Source organism: Photorhabdus sp. RM96S, from assembly GCF_042879335.1.
In the GTDB taxonomy this organism is placed as follows: Bacteria; Pseudomonadota; Gammaproteobacteria; order Enterobacterales; family Enterobacteriaceae; genus Photorhabdus; species Photorhabdus kayaii.
The window spans coordinates 192,296-211,858 of sequence record NZ_JBHFKT010000001.1 but is presented as its reverse complement, the minus strand read 5'-3'; the positions used below and the strand labels follow the sequence as shown (position 1 = coordinate 211,858).

Here is a 19,563-nt window from a genome sequence, read left to right as displayed (position 1 = left end):
GCCATAAAAAACTGCACCTCAATGCTGGATTAAGTGTCCAACTTGTGAGGTACAGTTCATTATCTCAATTAATCCTGAGAAATTTTTGCCCAGGTATCACGCAGGCCAACGGTACGGTTAAATACCAAATTTTCTGCACTGGAATGACAACTATCAGCACAGAAATAACCTTCACGCTCAAACTGATAAGTTTGTTCTGATTTAGCATCAGCTAAACTTGGCTCAACAAAGCCCTGACGGATCACCAGTGACTCTGGATTAATTGTCGCCAGAAAATCATCCTCCGCACCGGGATTCGGTACGCAGAACAGACGATCATACAGACGGAATTCAGCAGCAACCGCATGAACCGCACTGACCCAATGAATGACACCTTTCACTTTCCTACCATCCGCTGGATCTTTATTCAACGTTTGATCATCGTAGCTGCAATAGATTGTCGTGATATTATCATCAGCATCTTTCTCAACGCGCTCCGCTTTAATGATATAAGCGTTACGCAGACGAACTTCTTTACCCAATACCAGACGCTTATATTGACGGTTCGCTTCTTCACGAAAATCTGCTCGGTCAATATAGATCTCACGACTAAATGGCACTTCACGGCTACCCATCTCCGGTTTGTTCGGATGATTAGGCATACTCAAAATCTGCTCCCCTTCTGGCATGTTTTCGATCACTAATCTAACCGGATCAAGAACAGCCATTGCGCGAGGAGCATTTTCGTTCAGATCATCACGGATACAAGATTCCAATGCTGCCATTTCCACATTATTATCCTGCTTGGTGACACCAATACGACGACAGAATTCACGAATAGACGCGGCAGTATAACCACGACGACGCAAGCCTGAGATCGTTGGCATGCGGGGGTCATCCCAACCTTCAACAATCTTATCTGCCACCAGCAGATTCAGCTTACGCTTAGACATAACCGTATATTCAAGGTTCAAGCGCGAGAATTCATATTGGCGTGGACGACAATCAATGGTGATGTTTTCCAGCACCCAGTCGTACAGGCGGCGGTTATCCTGAAACTCCAGCGTACACAGCGAATGTGTAATACCTTCAAGCGCATCAGAAATACAGTGAGTAAAATCGTACATTGGGTAGATGCACCATTTGTTACCACACTGATGATGTTCTGCAAATTTAATCCGGTACAAAACCGGATCACGCATCACAATAAAAGGGGATGCCATATCAATTTTAGCACGCAGACAAGCTTTACCTTCGTCAAATTCACCGGCACGCATTTTTTCGAACAACACCAAGTTTTCTTCAATATTGCGGTCACGATATGGGCTATTTTTACCCGGTTCTTTTAACGTGCCACGATATTCACGGATCTCTTCCGGGCTCAATTCATCAACATAAGCCAGACCTTTGTTGATCAATTCAATAGCATACTGATACAGCGTATCGAAATAATTAGAAGAGTAGCGAATATCGCCACTCCACTCAAAACCTAACCACTGAACATCATTTTTAATAGAATCGACGTATTCAACATCTTCCTTAACTGGGTTGGTATCATCAAAACGCAGATTACACTGCCCCTGATAGTCCTTTGCAACACCGAAGTTCAAACAGATAGATTTTGCATGACCAATATGCAGATAACCATTGGGTTCAGGCGGGAAACGAGTATGTACCGATGTATGTTTACCAGTTGCCAAATCTTCGTCAATTATCTGACGAATAAAGTTTGTCGGGCGGGCGTCTGCCTCACTCATTGTTTTATACCTCAATAATGCCAAAAACGCGTCACGTAACCGCATATAATCCAACAAGCAGTGCCGAGAAACAACCGTTTGTTCGTGTAAAATGGCGATTCAGTACAAAATTGGAGCGAAAAGACACTCAACAGTAGCACATGTCAACAATACAGCTCGCTTTATTATATACCCGTCATCTTTCAAGTTGCCTCTTTGTTGGCTGCACTCACTCACCCCGGTCACATAGTTATCTATGCTCCCGGGGATTCGCTCCCTTGCCGCCGCGATGCATCTTGAAATCCATAGGGTATAATTATCCGTGAAAACAAAGGAGGATTGAATAAGTTATGATAATGAAATAACCAGTGAAACAGTTTTTAACCTATATTTCATTCAATCATAACAGATATTACTGAATAACAATCATCCAATTTTAAAGAATAAATAATTGGCACTATATCCTATGGATTTCAATATACGAAAAAAACCTATTCACTATTAATCAGCAGTTACAATATATAAGCTCTTTAATTTCAAAAGCATGTTTTGAAGATAGTATGGGCAAAGCTTGGGAAGAAGTTTCAATAAGTTATATGGCAAACAAAAACCCCGTTTCTGAGTGTCTATCATAACACTTCAACTATTCACCAAATCAATGGGCACATACAAACGCCCATTTACAAAATTCCTGGCAACATCTTCCCGTAATTAAATCATTAAGTTAATTCAGTTAAAAATTTGAACCCGTTTACTACAGATGACTCAATTTATGCAATTTTAAACAATATCGCTACAGTGATCACAATTACTCACTTATGTGTAGCTTTTTATTATTTTTCGACTAAAAATAAGTTGTATTGCTGTTGTTAATAGCGAGCTATTTTTTCAATAAAACTTCCTACAACTAAGGTAAGCATTATGGGTATATTCAATTACTTGCAGCGATTGGGAAAAGCATTAATGCTTCCCATTGCCACGCTTCCCATAGCGGCGCTTTTGCTACGTTTCGGTCAACCCGACGTATTTAATATTCCTTTCATCGCCAGCGCTGGCGGTGGTATCTTTGAAAACCTCCCTCTGTTATTTGCATTAGGTATCGCAATAGGCTTAGCAAAAGATAATGCTGGCGCTGCCGCGCTGGCAGGTGTCGTCGGTTTTTTAGTACTCACTAAAGCCACGTCAGTCATAGACTCGACTATCAATATGTCTTTTTTCGCAGGTATTATCGCAGGTATTGTTGCCGGTCATTGTTATAACCGTTTTTCAAATACACGTCTGCCAGAGTTTCTTGCTTTCTTCGCCGGTAAGCGATTAGTCCCTATCATGACCGGCATTATTTGTCTGTTCATTGCATGGATATGTGGCTATGTATGGCCATATGTCCAGCACGGTATTGATACTTTCAGCCTTTTAGTATCAAAGAGCGGCATGGCCGGATGGTTTACTTATGGTGTGCTTAACCGCTCTCTCATTCCATTTGGTTTGCACTATATCCTGCATTCTGTTTTCTGGTTTAGTCTGGGTGACTGTCTGAAAATTACTTATGACTTAGCCAGTTCTGTACATAATATCTGCCTGGCTCCGGATGTTGTCCGTTCTCTGACCGTCGGCGCAGCAGTTCCAGGTATTGATGGCTCTACCATTACCCAAATAGCCACCGATATGAGCCGCGGCGACTTGAACCGTTTCTTCGCCGGTGATCCACATGCCGGAATCTATATGGCCTGGGCTTATCCCATCTTTATGGGCGGTTTGCCCGGTGCTGCGCTGGCAATGTATCTTGCAGCACCAAAGGAACGTCGTCCTCAGATCGGCGGGATGCTATTATCCGTCGCTTTGACAACATTCTTAACCGGTATAACTGAACCAATAGAATTCTCATTCCTATTCTTGGCTCCAGCTTTATATGTTCTACATGCAATATTGGCTGGTGTTAGCATGATTATCGTCAATTCATTGGGTATTCTGCATGGCTTTGGATTCTCTGCCGGATTAATTGACCTTGTATTGAGCTGGGGTCTGGCAACCAAGCCGTGGTTGTTAATCCCATTAATCGCCTTGTTCTTTGTGCTGTATTTTGTTTGCTTCACCCTCATGATTCGTATTTTCAACTTACGTACACCAGGCCGCGAAATTGGAGAAACAACCCAAGCGACTTCCGCCTCCCAAGACAACGAAACAATTCAACATTACATTACCGCTCTTGGTGGTGCACAAAATATTCATACCGTAGATGCCTGTATTACCCGTCTTCGCTTGACCGTTGAAGACAACACACAATTGGATGAACACCGGTTAAAACAATTAGGTGCAAAAGGCGTCCTGAAAATAGGTAAACAGAGTGTTCAAGTGGTATTGGGACCCCAGGCAGAAAATATTGCCGGGCAGATACGTACTCAGCTACCCTCAGATAGACCAGACAAAAGGTCACCAAATAAAAGATCGTAGTTAAAAACACCTCGAACTTAAAAGGGAACTCATCTCTCGTTCCCTTTTATTTTTCTTGCAAAAATAAGATGACTTAATAAGTGACAAAAACAGTAAAATCCATCATTTATCCTATTAATTTTCTGGCTATTTTTCGCATCTTATTTTAAGATGAAAAATATCTTTGAAGTACAGCATATCTCTGCTTATAAAAATGATTTAATATTCACGCGATAAAAAGATTAGTTAATCAACTAATTTATCCAACTGCTATAATTTCTTGTTTTAAGAGGCAATTATGAGGCTGATCCCCCTAACGAATGCAAGTGACGTTGGTAAATGGTCCGCACACTATATCGTTAGCAAAATCAATGCATTTAACCCCACCGCCGAGCACCCTTTTATTTTGGGGTTGCCAACCGGCAGTACACCACTGGCAACTTATAACGAATTAATTGCTCTGCATAAAGCAGGGAAAGTCAGCTTTAGACATGTCGTGACATTCAATATGGATGAATATGTCGGTATCGCCGAAAATCATCCACAAAGCTATCACCATTTTATGCACCAAAATTTCCTTGATCATATTGATATTCCAAAGGAAAATATCAACCTGCTCAATGGTAATGCTTCTGATGTCGAAACAGAATGTCAACGTTATGAAGACAAAATTAAATCTTACGGTCAGATTCATCTATTTATGGGGGGAGTCGGTAATGACGGTCATATTGCTTTCAATGAACCCGCATCATCCCTGACTTCCCGTACACGCATTAAAACACTTACCGTAGAAACCCGCACGGCTAACTCCCGCTTCTTCGATAATGATATTAATCAGGTGCCTAAATATGCCCTGACCGTAGGTGTAGGCACGTTAATGGATGCAGAAGAAATTATGATCCTTGCAACGGGTCTAAATAAGGCCCAAGCCATTCAGGCGGCAATTGAAGGCAATGTTAACCATATGTGGACAATAAGCTGTCTGCAAATGCATCCTAAATCCATCATTGTCTGTGACGAACCGGCAACAATGGAATTGAAGGTAAAAACAGTCAAATACTTCCATCAACTGGAAGCAGATATTATCAACGAATTCGCCAGCAAAAAATAAGAATCTACGCAGCCTGATGCCTCTCTCAGGCTGATTACCGTCATTATCTTCAATCATCATCTCCCGATCCCATAGGAGGCTAAGATGTATGCTTTAACCAACTGCATTATATATACCGGTCACAACAGACTAGATGAGCATGCCGTTATAATTGCAGACGACTTAATCAACAGTGTTTGCTCAATACAAAATTTACCAAAAGATATTGTCACACGCGATATGAATGGTGCAATACTTTGCCCCGGCTTTATTGATTTGCAAGTTAATGGTTGTGGTGGTGTTCAGTTCAACGATCAGTTGGAAAACATTTCAGAAAAAACACTGGATATCATGCAAAGAACCAATGAACGCTCTGGCTGCACCAGCTATTTGCCAACTCTGATTACCAGCACAGACGAATTGATGATAGCCTCTGTTGAGGTAATGCGCACCTATCTTAAACATAATCAGCATCAGGCCTTAGGTTTGCATCTGGAAGGACCTTATCTCAATCCAGCAAAGAAAGGCACTCATAATCCAGAGCTTATCCGTAAGCCTACATCTGAAATGATAAATTTCCTGTGCGATAACGCTGATGTCATCACTAAGTTGACCCTCGCACCGGAAATGGTTGAGCAAAAATATATTCAGCAGTTGGTAGAAGCCGGTATTGTTGTTTCTGCCGGTCATTCAAATGCCAGTTATGAAGAGGCCCGACAGGGATTCCAAAACGGAATTACTATCTCAACCCACCTTTATAATGCCATGCCTGCTATTTCGGGACGCCAACCCGGCTTGATTGGCGCTATCTTTGATACACCTGAAATCTATGCTGGAATCATCGCTGATGGTTTGCACGTTTCATGGCCAAATATTCGTAATACTAAACGTTTGAAAAATGATAAATTAATTTTGGTAACGGATGCGACGGTCCCAGCAGGACTTGATCCTGCCATCAGTAAAATGGAACATTTCACCTTTGCAGGTAAGGTCATATACTATCGCAACGGATTATGTGTTGACCAAAACGGCGTTCTAAGTGGCTCCTCTCTCACTATGATAGATGCCGTTAAAAATAGCGTTGAACATGTTGGTATTGCACTGGATGAAGCACTGAGGATGGCAACTCTTTACCCTGCCCGCGCAATTGGTGTTGATAAATATCTTGGCACTGTTGAAACCGGGAAAATCGCTAACCTCATTGTTTTCAGTCACGACTTTGAAATTCGCAAGACCATCGTTAACGGAAAAGAAACTGAACTTTGACGGACTAAATAGCTGATGAGTTATAACAACACACAAAAACAAATTGGTAATATTGACCTTGTAAAGCAACTTAACGGAGCCGTGGTATATCGGCTGATTGATCAACAAGGGCCAATCTCTCGCATTCAAATTGCTGAACAAAGTCAACTTGCGCCAGCTAGTGTGACTAAAATTACTCGTCAGTTACTTGAACGCGGCTTGATTAAAGAAGTCGATCAACAAGCCTCTACCGGAGGCCGCCGCGCCATTTCCATCGTTACAGAAAATCGCCACTTCCATACTGTTGGTGTCCGCCTTGGCCGCCATGATGCTACTCTTGCTCTTTATGATATGAGTGGCAAGGCATTGGTTGAAGAACATTATCCACTGCCTGAAGCGACTCAGCAAAAAGTTGAAAACCAGCTCATCAACGCAATAGAAAATTTTATCCAGCAAAATCAACACAGAATCTGCGAACTGATCGCCATTTCAGTTATCCTGCCCGGATTAGTTGACCCAGATACCGGCATCGTCCGTTATATGCCTCATATCAAAGTAACCAACTGGACTCTGGTCGATAACCTGAAAAAACATTTCAACATTAGCTGTTTTGTTGGTCATGATATCCGCAGCTTGGCATTGGCTGAACACTATTTCGGCGCCACCCGTGATTGTGAAGACTCAATACTGGTACGTATCCATCGGGGTACCGGTGCCGGGGTGATTATCAATAGCCAGATACTTCTCAATAATAGAGGAAACTTAGGTGAAATTGGTCATATTCAAATTGATCCACTCGGTGAACGCTGTCACTGTGGCAATTTTGGCTGCCTGGAAACTATCGCCGCTAACTCAGCGATAGAAGCGCGAGTTCAACATCAATTAAAGCAAGGTTTTCCAAGCCAGCTAACATTGAATAACTGCAATATCAGAGCTATCTGCCAAGCCGCTAATCAAAATGATCCATTAGCATCTGAAGTAATAAAAAGTGTCGGCCATTACCTCGGCAAAACTATCTCTATCGCGATTAATTTATTTAATCCACAGAAAGTTGTTCTGGCGGGAGAAATTACTGAAGCTCAGAAAGTACTCTTACCCGCTATTCAAAGTTGTATCAACTCTCAGGTCCTGAAAGAATTTCGTCAAGATCTGCCGATCGTTATTTCTGAATTAGTCCACTGTTCTGCTATTGGCGCCTTCGCTCTGACTAAACGTGCTATGCTTAATGGCGTTCTGTTACAACACTTACTCGAAGGGTAATGTTATTTTTTGTTGATTTTGCCATCAAAATGCTTATATGCCAAACAAACAAGCGACTTTAAACAGATTTCGAGAAAAAAGCAGTTGACGCATTTAGCTGATATACGCATAATGCGCCCCGCAACGCCGATGAAGGTAATGCAAAAAAGATGGCTACGTAGCTCAGCTGGTTAGAGCACAGCACTCATAATGCTGGGGTCACAGGTTCGATTCCCGTCGTAGCCACCATCTTTTGCGGGAGTGGCGAAATTGGTAGACGCACCAGATTTAGGTTCTGGCGCCGCAAGGTGTGCGAGTTCAAGTCTCGCCTCCCGCACCATTCATTCATCGAGTTGTCGTTACTCAGATGGGGTATCGCCAAGCGGTAAGGCACCAGGTTTTGATCCTGGCATACCCAGGTTCGAATCCTGGTACCCCAGCCATAATTCTGATAGCACAATTCTGACAACATGTTGCACAGTGACCACTTTCAGTTGGGGTATCGCCAAGCGGTAAGGCACCAGGTTTTGATCCTGGCATACCCAGGTTCGAATCCTGGTACCCCAGCCATTGACTGGATGTCGTTCACTGGTGTTTTTTAATAAATTTTCTCACATCAAAAAAGGCTACGTAGCTCAGCTGGTTAGAGCACAGCACTCATAATGCTGGGGTCACAGGTTCGATTCCCGTCGTAGCCACCATTTATTGGGGTATCGCCAAGCGGTAAGGCACCGGATTCTGATTCCGGCATTCCCAGGTTCGAATCCTGGTACCCCAGCCATATTTATCAATGTGTTACATGAAGCGACGTGTTGAAAAAATATACAGAAAGAATAGAAAAAGAATATACAGGTAGAATATATTTTGATGTAGAAGGCCGCCAAGAGGTGGTTTTTTTGCTTTCCAGCCCCCTATCTTTTCTTGCTTGCTTGTTAATTGCTGCATATAAAAAAGCAAACCGTCCACGCCATAATATAAACTTACGACGTGCTTGTAATCTTCACTCCCAGTTCTATACCCTATGGATTTCAAGATGCATCGCGACGGCAAGGGAGTGAATCCCCGGGAGCATAGGTAACTATGTGACCGGGGTGAGCGAGTGCAGCCAACAAAGAGGCAACTTGAAAGATGACGGGTATATACGCTACAATCCCAACGCATACTTAAGCACCGCTTTTTTTATTACGCTAGCCCGTTGAGCTGCCATCAGCGCCAGATTACGAGCAACTTTCAGCCCTGGTAATTCATTACTGAACACGGTGTAAAATAGATCCATTCCAGCTTGCATCATTAGGTTATCCGGCATTCTACGGCGCTGATAACGCTTCAATACTTCCAATGAATCCCACTGTTCTGTTAATTCTCTCGCTTTCACCAAAACATCAAGCAGAGTATTCACATCCCGATAACCAAGATTTACTCCTTGCCCGGCCAGTGGATTAATGGTATGAGCTGCATCCCCCAACAATACTAATCCTTCACGCACATAACGGTTAGCATGATGACGAGTCAAAGGAAATGAACCAGCGGCAACGGGAGTCACTTTACCTAACCGTACAGGAAATGCCTGGAAAATCTCCTGTTCAAGTTGAGCCATTGACATTGTCTGTAATTGTCGTATACGTGCCGGTTTGTCATACCACACCAGCGAAGCCCATTGATCAAACAGTGGAAGAAACGCTCTCGGGCCAGAAGGAAAAAACTGCTGCCAAGTCATATCCTGCTGTGGCTGTTCTGTTTTTACCGTGATCAACATACAAGACTGTCTGTACTGCCAACCACGACTGCCAATTCCTGCCATTTGCCGAACCTGAGAACGAGCACCATCAGCCCCAACAATCAAACGTGCAGCCATTTTCATTCCATCAACCAGAGTCACTAACCACCCTACTTTCTGCCACTGCATTGATTGCAATACTGCCGGGCATAGCAAAGTCAAATTGGGATATTTTTCAAACTGCTGCCACAGAGCCAGTTGCAAGATACGGTTTTCAACCATATAGCCCAACTCAGGCAGCCCTAAACTTTGTGCATCAAACACCAAATTAGAATCATTCTGTTCCCAGGTCTCTAATCTACGATACGGCGCACTGCGCATCTGTAATACCGCATCCCATGCGCCAAGTTGTTTGAACAAATCGACAGAAGCACAACTGATTGCTGATACGCGTACATCTGGCTGACTCTGTGTATCATAAGATTGTGGTGGTTGATGATCCAATAAAGCGACTTTCCAACCTTCCTGTGCCAACCCCAATGCTGTTGCAGCGCCGATCATGCCAGCACCGACCACCACTACATCAAAAATCTGTTGTGAATTATTCATATCAGCCATGCTATTAACCCATTGATTAGTACAGTGTACCGAATTTTTAATTCTCCGGTAGAGAATATCCTGTTTAACAGTCTGGTCACTGCTCCTGCAAATGACTACAATATCCGACAACTTTATGCCTAATACACAATTGCTTTTGCCGTGTAATAACACTTTTCAGCGCGGTAGAAAGCTCGGATGCACAAGAAAATGTCGACGATAAAAAAACTGTATATTAAAACTTGGGGCTGTCAGATGAATGAATATGATTCATCTAAAATGGCCGACCTGCTGGAAAGTACTCACGGTTATCAGTTAACCGATGTCGCCGAAGAAGCAGACATTTTGCTATTGAATACCTGTTCAATCCGCGAAAAAGCACAGGAAAAGGTTTTCCATCAATTAGGCCGCTGGAAAAACCTAAAAGATACTAATCCTGATATCATCATTGGAGTCGGTGGCTGTGTAGCCTCTCAGGAAGGAGATTTCATCCGTCAGCGCGCTCAATGTGTGGATATCATTTTCGGGCCGCAAACATTGCACCGTTTACCTGAAATGATCAACCAGGTGAAAGGCACCCGCAGCCCGGTTGTTGATATCAGCTTCCCGGAAATCGAGAAATTTGACCGTCTACCTGAGCCGCGTGCTGAAGGTCCGTCTGCATTCGTTTCTATTATGGAAGGCTGCAACAAATACTGTACTTTCTGTGTCGTACCTTATACTCGCGGAGAAGAAGTTAGCCGCCCATGTGATGATATTCTGTTTGAAATCGCTCAACTTGCCGCTCAAGGCGTACGTGAAGTCAACCTTCTCGGTCAAAACGTGAATGCTTATCGTGGTGCCACTTATGATGGTGATATCTGCTCTTTCGCTGAGTTAATTCGTTTGGTAGCGGCTATAGATGGTATTGACCGTATTCGCTTTACGACTAGCCACCCAATTGAGTTTACAGACGATATTATCGCTGTTTACGAAGATACACCGGAATTGGTTAGCTTCCTACATCTACCGGTGCAAAGTGGCTCGGACCGTATTCTAACGTTGATGAAACGTGCCCACACAGCCCTTGAGTATAAAAGCATTATCCGCAAACTGCGTAAAGCACGTCCTGATATCTTGATAAGCTCTGACTTCATTATCGGATTCCCAGGTGAAACCCAAGATGACTTCGAGAAAACCATGAAACTGATCGCTGATGTCAATTTCGATATGAGCTACAGCTTCATCTATTCTGCTCGTCCGGGAACGCCGGCAGCCGATCTGCCTGATGACGTCAGCGAAGAAGAGAAGAAACAGCGACTTTACCTGTTACAACAACGTATCAACCAACAAGCTATGAGCTACAGCCGTGCTATGTTGGGCAGTGTACAACGTATTCTGGTTGAAGGAACTTCCCGTAAGAATGTGATGGAACTTTCTGGCCGTACCGAAAACAATCGGGTTGTCAACTTTGAAGGCCAGCCTGATATGATTGGCAAATTCGTTGATGTTGAAATTGTTGATGTCTACGCCAACTCACTACGCGGTAAAGTTATCCGTACCGAAGATCAAATGGATCTTCGTACACACGAATCACCTGAGTCCGTTATAGCCCGTACCCGTAAAGAAGATGAAATCGGGGTCGGCACTTATCAGCCATAAATATAGAGATAATCAGTGATTCAACAAATTCATTCACAAATAGCAACTCAGGAAATTTTCCTCGAACCCGCCGACAATCAGCGCCTAATGAGCCTGTGTGGTCCGTTTGACGACAATTTGAAACAGCTTGAACGTCGGCTAGGTATTGAAATTAACCGTCGTGATAACCGTTTTAAACTGATGGGCAAACCGCTGTACGTTAGCGCAGCCACCAATATCCTACGGCATTTATATGCGGAAACTTCCCCTGTCCGTGGTGTGATCCCAGATATCAAGCCAGAACAGATTCATCTGGCAATTACCGAGAGCCGGGTTCTGGAGCAAACTGCCGAGAGCATACCCGAATACGGTAAATCCGTTAATATTCGCACCAAACGCGGCATGGTGAAACCACGTACGCCCAATCAGGCACAGTATATTGCCAATATTCTTAGCCACGATATTACGTTCGGGATTGGCCCCGCAGGCACAGGAAAAACTTACCTGGCCGTTGCAGCTGCGGTTGATGCACTGGAACGACAAGAGATTCGCCGTATCCTGCTAACCCGTCCGGCCGTCGAAGCAGGCGAAAAATTGGGTTTCCTACCGGGTGACCTGAGCCAAAAAGTGGATCCGTACTTGCGCCCACTCTACGACGCTTTGTTTGAAATGCTCGGCTTTGAAAAAGTTGAGAAGCTGATCGAACGTAACGTTATTGAAGTTGCTCCATTAGCTTATATGCGAGGACGAACCCTGAACGACGCTTTTATTATTCTGGATGAGAGCCAGAATACAACCATCGAACAGATGAAGATGTTCCTGACCCGTATCGGCTTCAACTCCAAAGCGGTTGTTACCGGTGACGTTACGCAGATTGACCTGCCTCGTGGGCAAAAATCCGGCCTACGCCATGCCATTGAAGTTCTATCAGGCGTCGGCGAGCTGAGTTTCAACTTTTTCCACAGTGATGATGTTGTCCGCCATCCGGTGGTTGCCAAAGTTGTCATTGCCTATGAAGAGTGGGAAGCAACCGAGCAAAAACGCAAACAGGCACTCAGTGAACAACGCAAGCAGGAAGCACAATGAGTTCAGTAATACTTGATTTACAAATTGCCTGTGAGCATTCACAAGGTCTTCCTGAAGAAACCCTGTTCCAGCGGTGGCTGGACGGGGTTTTACCTCAATTTCAATCTGAAAGCGAAGTCACTATCCGCATTGTTGATAAGGCAGAAAGCCACGATTTAAATCTGACCTACCGTGGTAAAGATAAGCCAACAAATGTGTTATCTTTCCCATTTGAGGCACCACCAGAGGTTGATTTACCCCTGCTTGGCGATTTAATTATTTGTCGTCAAGTCGTTGAAAAAGAAGCGGAGGAGCAACAAAAAACAATAGAAGAACATTGGGCGCATATGGTTGTCCACGGCTGTCTACATCTGCTGGGTTATGACCATATCGAAGATGATGAAGCTGAAGAAATGGAATCTTTGGAAACAGAAATTATGCAAAAGTTAGGTTATACTGACCCCTATCTTGCAGAAAAAGAGTAACCATTCGTACCATTTTTATGCTAAAAAATACCAACAATAACTTATTTAATGGGAAATTTTCATTAAAACTCCATGAGCGACGACCATCCTTCAAATAACGACAACCCTGGCCCTAAGAAAGGGTTTTTCACTCTTCTTCTTAACCAGCTTTTCCATGGTGAGCCAAAAAGCCGTGATGAACTGGTGGAATTGATCCGTGACTCTGAACAAAACGATCTGATTGATCCTGATACCCGCGATATGCTCGAAGGGGTAATGGATATTTCCGATCAGCGTGTCCGGGATATCATGATCCCCCGTTCTCAAATCGTTACCTTAAAACGTAATCAAACCCTGGACGAATGTCTGGATGTAATTATCGATTCGGCTCACTCTCGTTTCCCTGTGATCAGTGAAGATAAAGATCATATTGAAGGGATTTTAATGGCAAAAGATCTATTGCCATTTATGCGCACCGATGCCCCACCATTCAGCATAGATAAGGTTCTGCGTCAGGCTGTCGTTGTACCTGAAAGTAAACGGGTTGACCGCATGCTGAAAGAATTCCGTTCTCAACGTTATCATATGGCAATCGTCATTGATGAGTTTGGTGGTGTATCGGGCCTAGTCACTATCGAAGATATTCTTGAACTGATCGTCGGTGAAATTGAAGACGAATACGATGAAGAAGAAGATGTCGATATTCGTGCTTTGAGCCGTCATACCTATACGGTACGAGCGCTGACTCAGATTGAAGACTTTAATGAAGCCTTTAGCACCCAATTCAGTGATGAAGAAGTGGATACTATTGGCGGTCTGGTTATGCAGGCATTCGGTCATTTACCCGCCAGAGGAGAGTCCGTTGATATCAACGGCTATCTCTTTAAAGTTGCTATGGCCGACAGCCGAAGGATTATTCAGGTTTATGTTACGATACCGGACGATGCGCCAATACCTAATCTTGAAGAAGAATAAAATCTGAATGAACAAAGCTTCATTATTAAATTGCCAGCGGCTGCGCGCCTTACTGGCACTGTTTTTTGGAGCCAGTGGAACACTGGCTTTTTCGCCTTTTGACTTCTGGCCCGCCGCGATTATCTCCCTGTTTGGACTACAACTTCTGACTTTAAACAGAACACCCCGACAAGCGGCATTTATTGCTTTTTGTTGGGGGTTCGGTCTGTTCGGCAGTGGTACAAACTGGGTGTATGTCAGTATTGCTAATTTCGGTGGCATGCCAACAGCAGTCAATATTCTGCTGGTCATATTACTTGCCGCCTATCTCTCGCTCTATCCTGCTTTATTCGCTGGCTTACTCAATCGTTTCTTCGCAAAAACGAACGGGTTGAGGCTGGCTGTAGCAGCACCTGTATTATGGCAACTCACAGAATTCCTGCGAGGCTGGATTCTAACCGGTTTCCCCTGGCTACAATTCGGTTACAGTCAATTAGATGGTCCGATGAAGGCTATCGCGCCAATTTTCGGTGTTGAAGCAATCACTTTCCTGCTAATGGCTATCAGTGGGTTATTCGTTCTGGCTGTGGTACACCGGAAAATTGTCGCGGGTATTATCGCTATCGTCATTCTACTGTTACCATTGCCTATGCGTCATTATCAATGGTACAGCCTACAACCTGAAAAAACCGTTGATGTAGCGCTAGTTCAAGGAAATATTCCACAGTCCCTGAAATGGGACCCTAAAATGCTCAGCGAAACTATAGACATTTACATGGGCAACAGCCTGCCATACATCGGTAAAATACCGATAATCATCTGGCCGGAATCCGCTATTCCTTCATTGGAAAGTTATCAACGCCACTTTCTAACAAAATTGGATGAGCTATTACGTAATCAACATACCAGCCTTATTACCGGTATTGTCGATGAAAGAGCCGTTGGCGACAGTGATAAAATCTATAATAGCGTGATTGTCCTCGGCGATAAAAGACCTTATCAATATCCAGCAGCTATTCGCTACGATAAATATCATCTGGTACCATTCGGTGAATTTGTCCCGCTGGAATCCCTACTCCGGCCTCTGGCGCCATTCTTCAACTTACCCATGTCTTCATTCAGCCGTGGCAACTACATTCAACCGCAGCTTTCTGTTGCAGGATATAACCTGACGGCTGCTATTTGTTATGAAATCACACTGGGTGAACAAGTTCGTGCGAATTTCAAGCCGGATACCGAATTCTTACTCACTGTTTCCAATGATGCTTGGTTTGGTGGTTCAATCGGCCCTTGGCAGCATTTCCAAATGGCGCGCATGCGTTCCCTTGAATTAGGACGCCCGTTACTACGTGGTACCAATAACGGCATTACAGCCGTTATCCGCCCGGACGGAAAAGTGCAAGCAGCACTTCCACAATTTACCCGTAATGTTTTGGTAGCTAAAGTGACACCTGCAACCGGGATAACACCCTATGCACGCTGGGGTAACTGGCCGGTATGGATAATTACCGTATTGTTTGCCCTGTTTGCCTTAACGTATAACCGCCGTAAATCTTAATCCAAATATCCATATAGCCAAAAGGGAGCAAAAATGCTCCCTTGAGATTGTCGATTTAACATTATTAATCGGCCTTATCAACCTATGGAATCGTCTGGCGATTAGTATGAAATATACCTTGCCCAATTCAATCGTTGACCCATCCTAAAATAATTTGGCATGGTTAATAATCAACTATGCCAACTCTCAATAACTGATATCACTCTATGTTATACAAATAACCTACTTAAACAACTTATTGGTATTAATTTTACCCTTCTTTATTATTTTGGCACGCTAATTGCTGCTATATCTATGAATGAAAAGGAAAATAGCTGTTTCACTAATAAAAAATGGGAACATGCACCAAAAAAATGATAATCACGTATCTTTATTGTGCAAGATAAACAACATTGTTCATTTATAGTGCGAGACAGCTCCCGAAATAGAAACAATTCATTTTCATTATCTAACCCTTTTGTACTATTTTTTAACACTATATGTACATATAACAGCAAATGATCCTCGATAAAAAACAAATCCCAGAGAGTCTTTTGCAAACACAACATCGCAAACGATAGCCACATTAAAGGAGTTATATATGCGTATGCGTAACCTAGTATTAACCATGATGTTACTTGGCATCGCGGGGGCTGCTCAAGCCGAAGAATTAACGGGAACACTGAAAAAGGTTAAAGATGATGGTGTGATCATTGTGGGACATCGTGAATCCTCCGTACCTTTTGCTTACTACGATAACCATCAAAAAGTCGTCGGCTACTCTCAGGATTATTCTAATCTGATTGTTGAAGCAGTGAAGAAAAAACTGGACATGCCAAATCTGCAAGTAAAATTGATACCCGTGACTTCGCAAAATCGCATCCCATTGCTACAAAATGGAACTTATGATTTCGAATGCGGTTCCACTTCCAATAACCTTGAACGTCAGAAACAAGTCACTTTCTCTAACAGCATCTTTATTATTACGACGCGTTTGCTGACTAAAAAAGGTTCCGGTATAAAAGATTTCCCAGATTTGGCAGGTAAAAATGTCGTTGTCTCAGCAGGTACGACTTCTGAAATATTGCTGAATAAACTCAACGATGAGAAAAACATGAAAATGCGCATCATCAGTGCAAAAGATCATGGTGACTCATTCCGTACTCTGGAATCTGGCCGTGCAATCGCCTTTATGGTAGATGATGCACTACTAGCAGGTGAACGCGCTAAAGCGAAAAAACCTGATCAATGGGAAATTGTTGGTACACCTCAATCTAGAGAAGCCTATGGTTGCATATCACGCAAAGACGATCTTCAATTCAAGAAGCTGATCGATGAGACCATTGTTCAAGCGCAAACCTCCGGAGAGGCAGAGAAATCATTTGAGCGCTGGTTCAAACACCCCATTCCACCCAAGAACTTGAACTTGAATTTCTCTTTGTCTGATGAAATGAAAGCACTATTTAAATCGCCAAATGATAAGGCACTTGACTAGAAATATAATTAGAAAAATGACTATTTGATTGGCATCACAGGGTGCGAGGTAGCCGTTCCCTACCTCGCTTTTTTTTCTCAGCCAATCAATCGTTTTCAGGGGATCAAGCTACACCCTAACAGGGAGTATTATTATGTCAATCGATTGGAATTGGGGCATCTTTTTGCAAGCTGCCCCTTTCGGCAATACGACTTATCTAGGCTGGTTGATAGCTGGATTTCAGGTGACGATTGCCTTGTCTATCTGCGCCTGGATTATCGCTTTCATTGTCGGCTCACTGTTCGGCATCTTACGCACTGTTCCCAATAAAATATTATCTGGAATAGGTACCTGTTATGTTGAGCTCTTTCGTAACGTACCATTGATAGTTCAATTTTTTATCTGGTATCTGGTTGTACCTGAACTACTACCAGAAAAAATCAGTCTGTGGTTTAAAACTGAACTGGACCCTAATATCCAATTTTTTATCTCATCCACTGTCTGTTTAGGTCTTTTCACTGCTGCTCGGATGTGTGAGCAGGTTCGTGCCGCCATACAATCACTACCACGCGGTCAAAAAGCGGCAGGGCTGGCAATGGGGCTAACTCTGCCACAAACCTATCGCTATGTCCTATTACCCAATGCCTATCGAGTGATTATTCCACCCATGACATCAGAAATAATGAATCTGGTGAAAAACTCCGCCATTGCCTCCACTATTGGTCTGGTAGATATGGCAGCACAAGCAGGTAAGTTACTTGATTACTCAGCACATGCTTATGAAACATTTACGGCGATTACACTAGCTTATATCGGAATCAATCTGGTGATTATGCTTGCCATGCACTTGCTTGAGAAAAAAGTGCGTTTACCGGGTAATATTGGAGGTCAATAAATGTACGAGTTTGACTGGAGTTCGATTATCCCCAGTATCCCATTTCTGCTACAAGGCTTAGTCATTACCGCAAAAATCACGATTATTGCTGTTGTTGTCGGTATTCTCTGGGGAACTGTACTGGCTGTTATGCGCCTCTCTTCGGTAAAAATATTGAGCTGGTTTGCCACTTTATATGTCAATCTGTTCCGTTCTGTACCATTGGTTATGGTACTGTTATGGTTCTATTTGATTGTGCCTAGCCTGGTGCAAAACGTTCTGGGGATTTCTCCAAAGACTGATATTCGTTTAATTTCAGCTGTGGTAGCGTTTGCCTTTTTCGAAGCTGCTTATTATTCAGAAATTATCCGGGCGGGAATTCAGAGTATCTCCCGCGGGCAATCTTCGGCAGCACTGGCATTGGGTATGACACCAATGCAAAGTATGAGGCTGGTTATCCTGCCTCAGGCATTCCGTGCGATGACCCCGCTGTTACTGACTCAGGGTATCGTACTGTTTCAAGACACCTCATTGGTGTATGTGCTCAGTCTAGCGGACTTTTTCCGTACTGCGGCAAATATCGGTGAGCGTGATGGCACTCAGGTCGAAATGATCCTATTTGCTGGTTTGGTTTATTTTATTATTAGTATTGCCGCATCTATGCTGGTTAACTATTTGAAGAAAAGGACTGTTTGATGATCTCCCTGAAAAATGTATCCAAGTGGTATGACCAATTTCAGGTTCTCTCCGACTGCTCAACTGAAGTTAAAAAAGGTGAAGTCGTTGTGGTCTGTGGCCCATCTGGCTCAGGCAAATCCACCCTGATAAAAACGGTCAATGGCCTGGAATCCATCCAACAGGGTGAAATTCTGGTTAATGACATTAAAGTTAATGATAAAAACACCAATCTGGCACAACTACGCTCTAAAGTCGGCATGGTGTTCCAACATTTTGAGCTTTTCCCCCATTTATCCATCATTGAGAATTTAACTCTAGCGCAGATTAAAGTGCTTAATCGCAATAAAAAAGCGGCGGAAGAAAAGGGGTTGAAATTACTTGAACGCGTTGGGCTTGCCAGCCAAGCGGATAAATTCCCGTCTCAACTTTCCGGTGGTCAACAACAACGTGTAGCAATCGCCCGTGCTCTTTGTATGGACCCAATTGCTATGCTATTTGACGAACCTACCTCCGCACTCGATCCTGAAATGATCAATGAAGTGCTCGATGTCATGGTTAAACTGGCAAATGAAGGGATGACCATGATGGTTGTTACTCACGAAATGGGCTTCGCTCGTAAAGTAGCCAACCGAGTTATCTTTATGGATGAAGGCAGAATTGTTGAAGATAGCAAAAAAGAAGATTTCTTTGCGAATCCAAAATCAGATCGCGCCAAAGAATTTCTAGCTAAAATTCTTCACTAACCTCATTTCATCCCCGGTGGTGGCTCCCGTCGCCATCGGATTTTCCCTCATAACCTCTGTTTCTTATATATCAAATCAGATATGCTATGCCGACCTCATATTTTACCAACTAAATGATTGC

Annotated in this window: 17 protein-coding genes and 6 tRNA genes; 20 read left to right on the top strand and 3 right to left on the bottom strand. The window is 43.4% G+C overall.

The genetic code is table 11. The features are described from left to right. Positions 1-68: 68 nt before the first annotated feature. Positions 69-1,736, bottom strand: a complete 1,668-nt coding sequence (gene glnS / locus ACGF49_RS01110) for a glutamine--tRNA ligase (protein WP_228900396.1) — start codon at positions 1,734-1,736, stop codon at positions 69-71. A gap of 99 nt (positions 1,737-1,835) precedes the next feature. Then, complete coding sequence (locus tag ACGF49_RS01105; protein WP_262405098.1) at positions 1,836-1,961, bottom strand: hypothetical protein; 126 nt, start codon at positions 1,959-1,961, stop codon at positions 1,836-1,838. Positions 1,962-2,636: 675 nt separating this feature from the next. On the opposite strand from ACGF49_RS01105, the gene nagE reads away from it, so the two are divergent. From nagE to ACGF49_RS01050, 11 genes are all read left to right on the top strand, one after another. After that, a complete protein-coding gene (nagE, locus tag ACGF49_RS01100; protein ID WP_387488942.1) occupies positions 2,637-4,166 on the top strand; it encodes an N-acetylglucosamine-specific PTS transporter subunit IIBC in 1,530 nt (509 codons plus the stop codon). Between the two features lie 277 nt (positions 4,167-4,443). After that, the gene (gene nagB, locus ACGF49_RS01095) at positions 4,444-5,256 is read left to right on the top strand and encodes a glucosamine-6-phosphate deaminase (RefSeq protein ID WP_113040931.1); all 813 of its coding nucleotides are present in this window, start codon (positions 4,444-4,446) and stop codon (positions 5,254-5,256) included. Positions 5,257-5,340: 84 nt separating this feature from the next. Next, on the top strand, positions 5,341-6,501 hold the full coding sequence (gene nagA, locus ACGF49_RS01090; RefSeq protein ID WP_113040930.1) for an N-acetylglucosamine-6-phosphate deacetylase: 1,161 nt from the start codon (positions 5,341-5,343) through the stop codon (positions 6,499-6,501). Between the two features lie 15 nt (positions 6,502-6,516). Further along, positions 6,517-7,740 (top strand): ROK family protein, encoded by a 1,224-nt coding sequence (locus ACGF49_RS01085; protein WP_113040929.1) that lies wholly within the window; start codon positions 6,517-6,519, stop codon positions 7,738-7,740. A 151-nt stretch (positions 7,741-7,891) separates the two neighbouring features. Further along, positions 7,892-7,968: transfer RNA gene (locus ACGF49_RS01080), tRNA-Met, on the top strand. A gap of 6 nt (positions 7,969-7,974) precedes the next feature. Next, positions 7,975-8,059: transfer RNA gene (locus ACGF49_RS01075), tRNA-Leu, on the top strand. Between the two features lie 28 nt (positions 8,060-8,087). Continuing rightward, a tRNA-Gln gene (locus tag ACGF49_RS01070) sits at positions 8,088-8,162 on the top strand. 52 nt (positions 8,163-8,214) lie between these two features. Next, positions 8,215-8,289, top strand: a tRNA-Gln gene (locus ACGF49_RS01065). Between the two features lie 54 nt (positions 8,290-8,343). Next, positions 8,344-8,420 (top strand) — tRNA-Met (locus ACGF49_RS01060). A gap of 5 nt (positions 8,421-8,425) precedes the next feature. After that, positions 8,426-8,500 (top strand) — tRNA-Gln (locus tag ACGF49_RS01055). 28 nt (positions 8,501-8,528) lie between these two features. Beyond that, the gene (locus ACGF49_RS01050; RefSeq protein WP_387488938.1) at positions 8,529-8,777 is read left to right on the top strand and encodes a hypothetical protein; all 249 of its coding nucleotides are present in this window, start codon (positions 8,529-8,531) and stop codon (positions 8,775-8,777) included. A gap of 86 nt (positions 8,778-8,863) precedes the next feature. Here ACGF49_RS01050 and ubiF read toward each other — a convergent pair whose 3' ends face one another. Further along, positions 8,864-10,045 (bottom strand): 3-demethoxyubiquinol 3-hydroxylase, encoded by a 1,182-nt coding sequence (gene ubiF / locus ACGF49_RS01045; protein WP_113040963.1) that lies wholly within the window; start codon positions 10,043-10,045, stop codon positions 8,864-8,866. 198 nt (positions 10,046-10,243) lie between these two features. On the opposite strand from ubiF, the gene miaB reads away from it, so the two are divergent. From miaB to ACGF49_RS01000, 9 genes are all read left to right on the top strand, one after another. Next, positions 10,244-11,674, top strand: coding sequence for a tRNA (N6-isopentenyl adenosine(37)-C2)-methylthiotransferase MiaB (gene miaB / locus ACGF49_RS01040; protein ID WP_113040928.1), 1,431 nt, complete (start codon positions 10,244-10,246; stop codon positions 11,672-11,674). An 87-nt stretch (positions 11,675-11,761) separates the two neighbouring features. Next, positions 11,762-12,739: a PhoH family protein gene (locus ACGF49_RS01035; RefSeq protein WP_191214707.1), complete on the top strand. Its 978-nt coding sequence runs from the start codon at positions 11,762-11,764 to the stop codon at positions 12,737-12,739. After that, entirely contained in the window at positions 12,736-13,203 is a 468-nt protein-coding gene (gene ybeY / locus ACGF49_RS01030; protein WP_113040927.1) for an rRNA maturation RNase YbeY, read from the top strand. The genes ACGF49_RS01035 and ybeY overlap by 4 nt, the downstream gene beginning before the upstream one ends. A gap of 72 nt (positions 13,204-13,275) precedes the next feature. Next, positions 13,276-14,157, top strand: coding sequence for a CNNM family magnesium/cobalt transport protein CorC (gene corC, locus ACGF49_RS01025; protein WP_113040926.1), 882 nt, complete (start codon positions 13,276-13,278; stop codon positions 14,155-14,157). A 7-nt stretch (positions 14,158-14,164) separates the two neighbouring features. After that, positions 14,165-15,694: an apolipoprotein N-acyltransferase gene (gene lnt, locus ACGF49_RS01020; protein WP_113040925.1), complete on the top strand. Its 1,530-nt coding sequence runs from the start codon at positions 14,165-14,167 to the stop codon at positions 15,692-15,694. A gap of 580 nt (positions 15,695-16,274) precedes the next feature. Then, entirely contained in the window at positions 16,275-17,168 is an 894-nt protein-coding gene (locus ACGF49_RS01015; RefSeq protein ID WP_113040924.1) for an amino acid ABC transporter substrate-binding protein, read from the top strand. Positions 17,169-17,301: 133 nt separating this feature from the next. Beyond that, complete coding sequence (locus ACGF49_RS01010) at positions 17,302-18,042, top strand: amino acid ABC transporter permease (protein ID WP_113040923.1); 741 nt, start codon at positions 17,302-17,304, stop codon at positions 18,040-18,042. After that, a complete protein-coding gene (gltK, locus tag ACGF49_RS01005) occupies positions 18,043-18,717 on the top strand; it encodes a glutamate/aspartate ABC transporter permease GltK (protein ID WP_387488932.1) in 675 nt (224 codons plus the stop codon). Continuing rightward, positions 18,717-19,442: an amino acid ABC transporter ATP-binding protein gene (locus tag ACGF49_RS01000; protein WP_113040922.1), complete on the top strand. Its 726-nt coding sequence runs from the start codon at positions 18,717-18,719 to the stop codon at positions 19,440-19,442. Before gltK ends, ACGF49_RS01000 begins: the two co-directional genes overlap by 1 nt. The last annotated feature ends 121 nt before the right edge of the window (positions 19,443-19,563 follow it).

Bases quoted from the DNA above. Each gene is read 5' to 3' on its own strand.
- ACGF49_RS01085 (WP_113040929.1), top strand. From the start codon at position 6,517: ATGAGTTATAACAACACACAAAAACAAATTGGTAATATTGACCTTGTA.
- ACGF49_RS01015 (WP_113040924.1), top strand. From the start codon at position 16,275: ATGCGTATGCGTAACCTAGTATTAACCATGATGTTACTTGGCATCGCG.
- ACGF49_RS01000 (WP_113040922.1), top strand. From the start codon at position 18,717: ATGATCTCCCTGAAAAATGTATCCAAGTGGTATGACCAATTTCAGGTT.
- miaB (WP_113040928.1), top strand. From the start codon at position 10,244: ATGTCGACGATAAAAAAACTGTATATTAAAACTTGGGGCTGTCAGATG.
- nagA (WP_113040930.1), top strand. From the start codon at position 5,341: ATGTATGCTTTAACCAACTGCATTATATATACCGGTCACAACAGACTA.
- corC (WP_113040926.1), top strand. From the start codon at position 13,276: ATGAGCGACGACCATCCTTCAAATAACGACAACCCTGGCCCTAAGAAA.
- ACGF49_RS01010 (WP_113040923.1), top strand. From the start codon at position 17,302: ATGTCAATCGATTGGAATTGGGGCATCTTTTTGCAAGCTGCCCCTTTC.
- ybeY (WP_113040927.1), top strand. From the start codon at position 12,736: ATGAGTTCAGTAATACTTGATTTACAAATTGCCTGTGAGCATTCACAA.
- gltK (WP_387488932.1), top strand. From the start codon at position 18,043: ATGTACGAGTTTGACTGGAGTTCGATTATCCCCAGTATCCCATTTCTG.
- lnt (WP_113040925.1), top strand. From the start codon at position 14,165: ATGAACAAAGCTTCATTATTAAATTGCCAGCGGCTGCGCGCCTTACTG.
- ubiF (WP_113040963.1), bottom strand. From the start codon at position 10,045: ATGAATAATTCACAACAGATTTTTGATGTAGTGGTGGTCGGTGCTGGC.
- nagE (WP_387488942.1), top strand. From the start codon at position 2,637: ATGGGTATATTCAATTACTTGCAGCGATTGGGAAAAGCATTAATGCTT.
- ACGF49_RS01035 (WP_191214707.1), top strand. From the start codon at position 11,762: ATGAGCCTGTGTGGTCCGTTTGACGACAATTTGAAACAGCTTGAACGT.
- glnS (WP_228900396.1), bottom strand. From the start codon at position 1,736: ATGAGTGAGGCAGACGCCCGCCCGACAAACTTTATTCGTCAGATAATT.
- nagB (WP_113040931.1), top strand. From the start codon at position 4,444: ATGAGGCTGATCCCCCTAACGAATGCAAGTGACGTTGGTAAATGGTCC.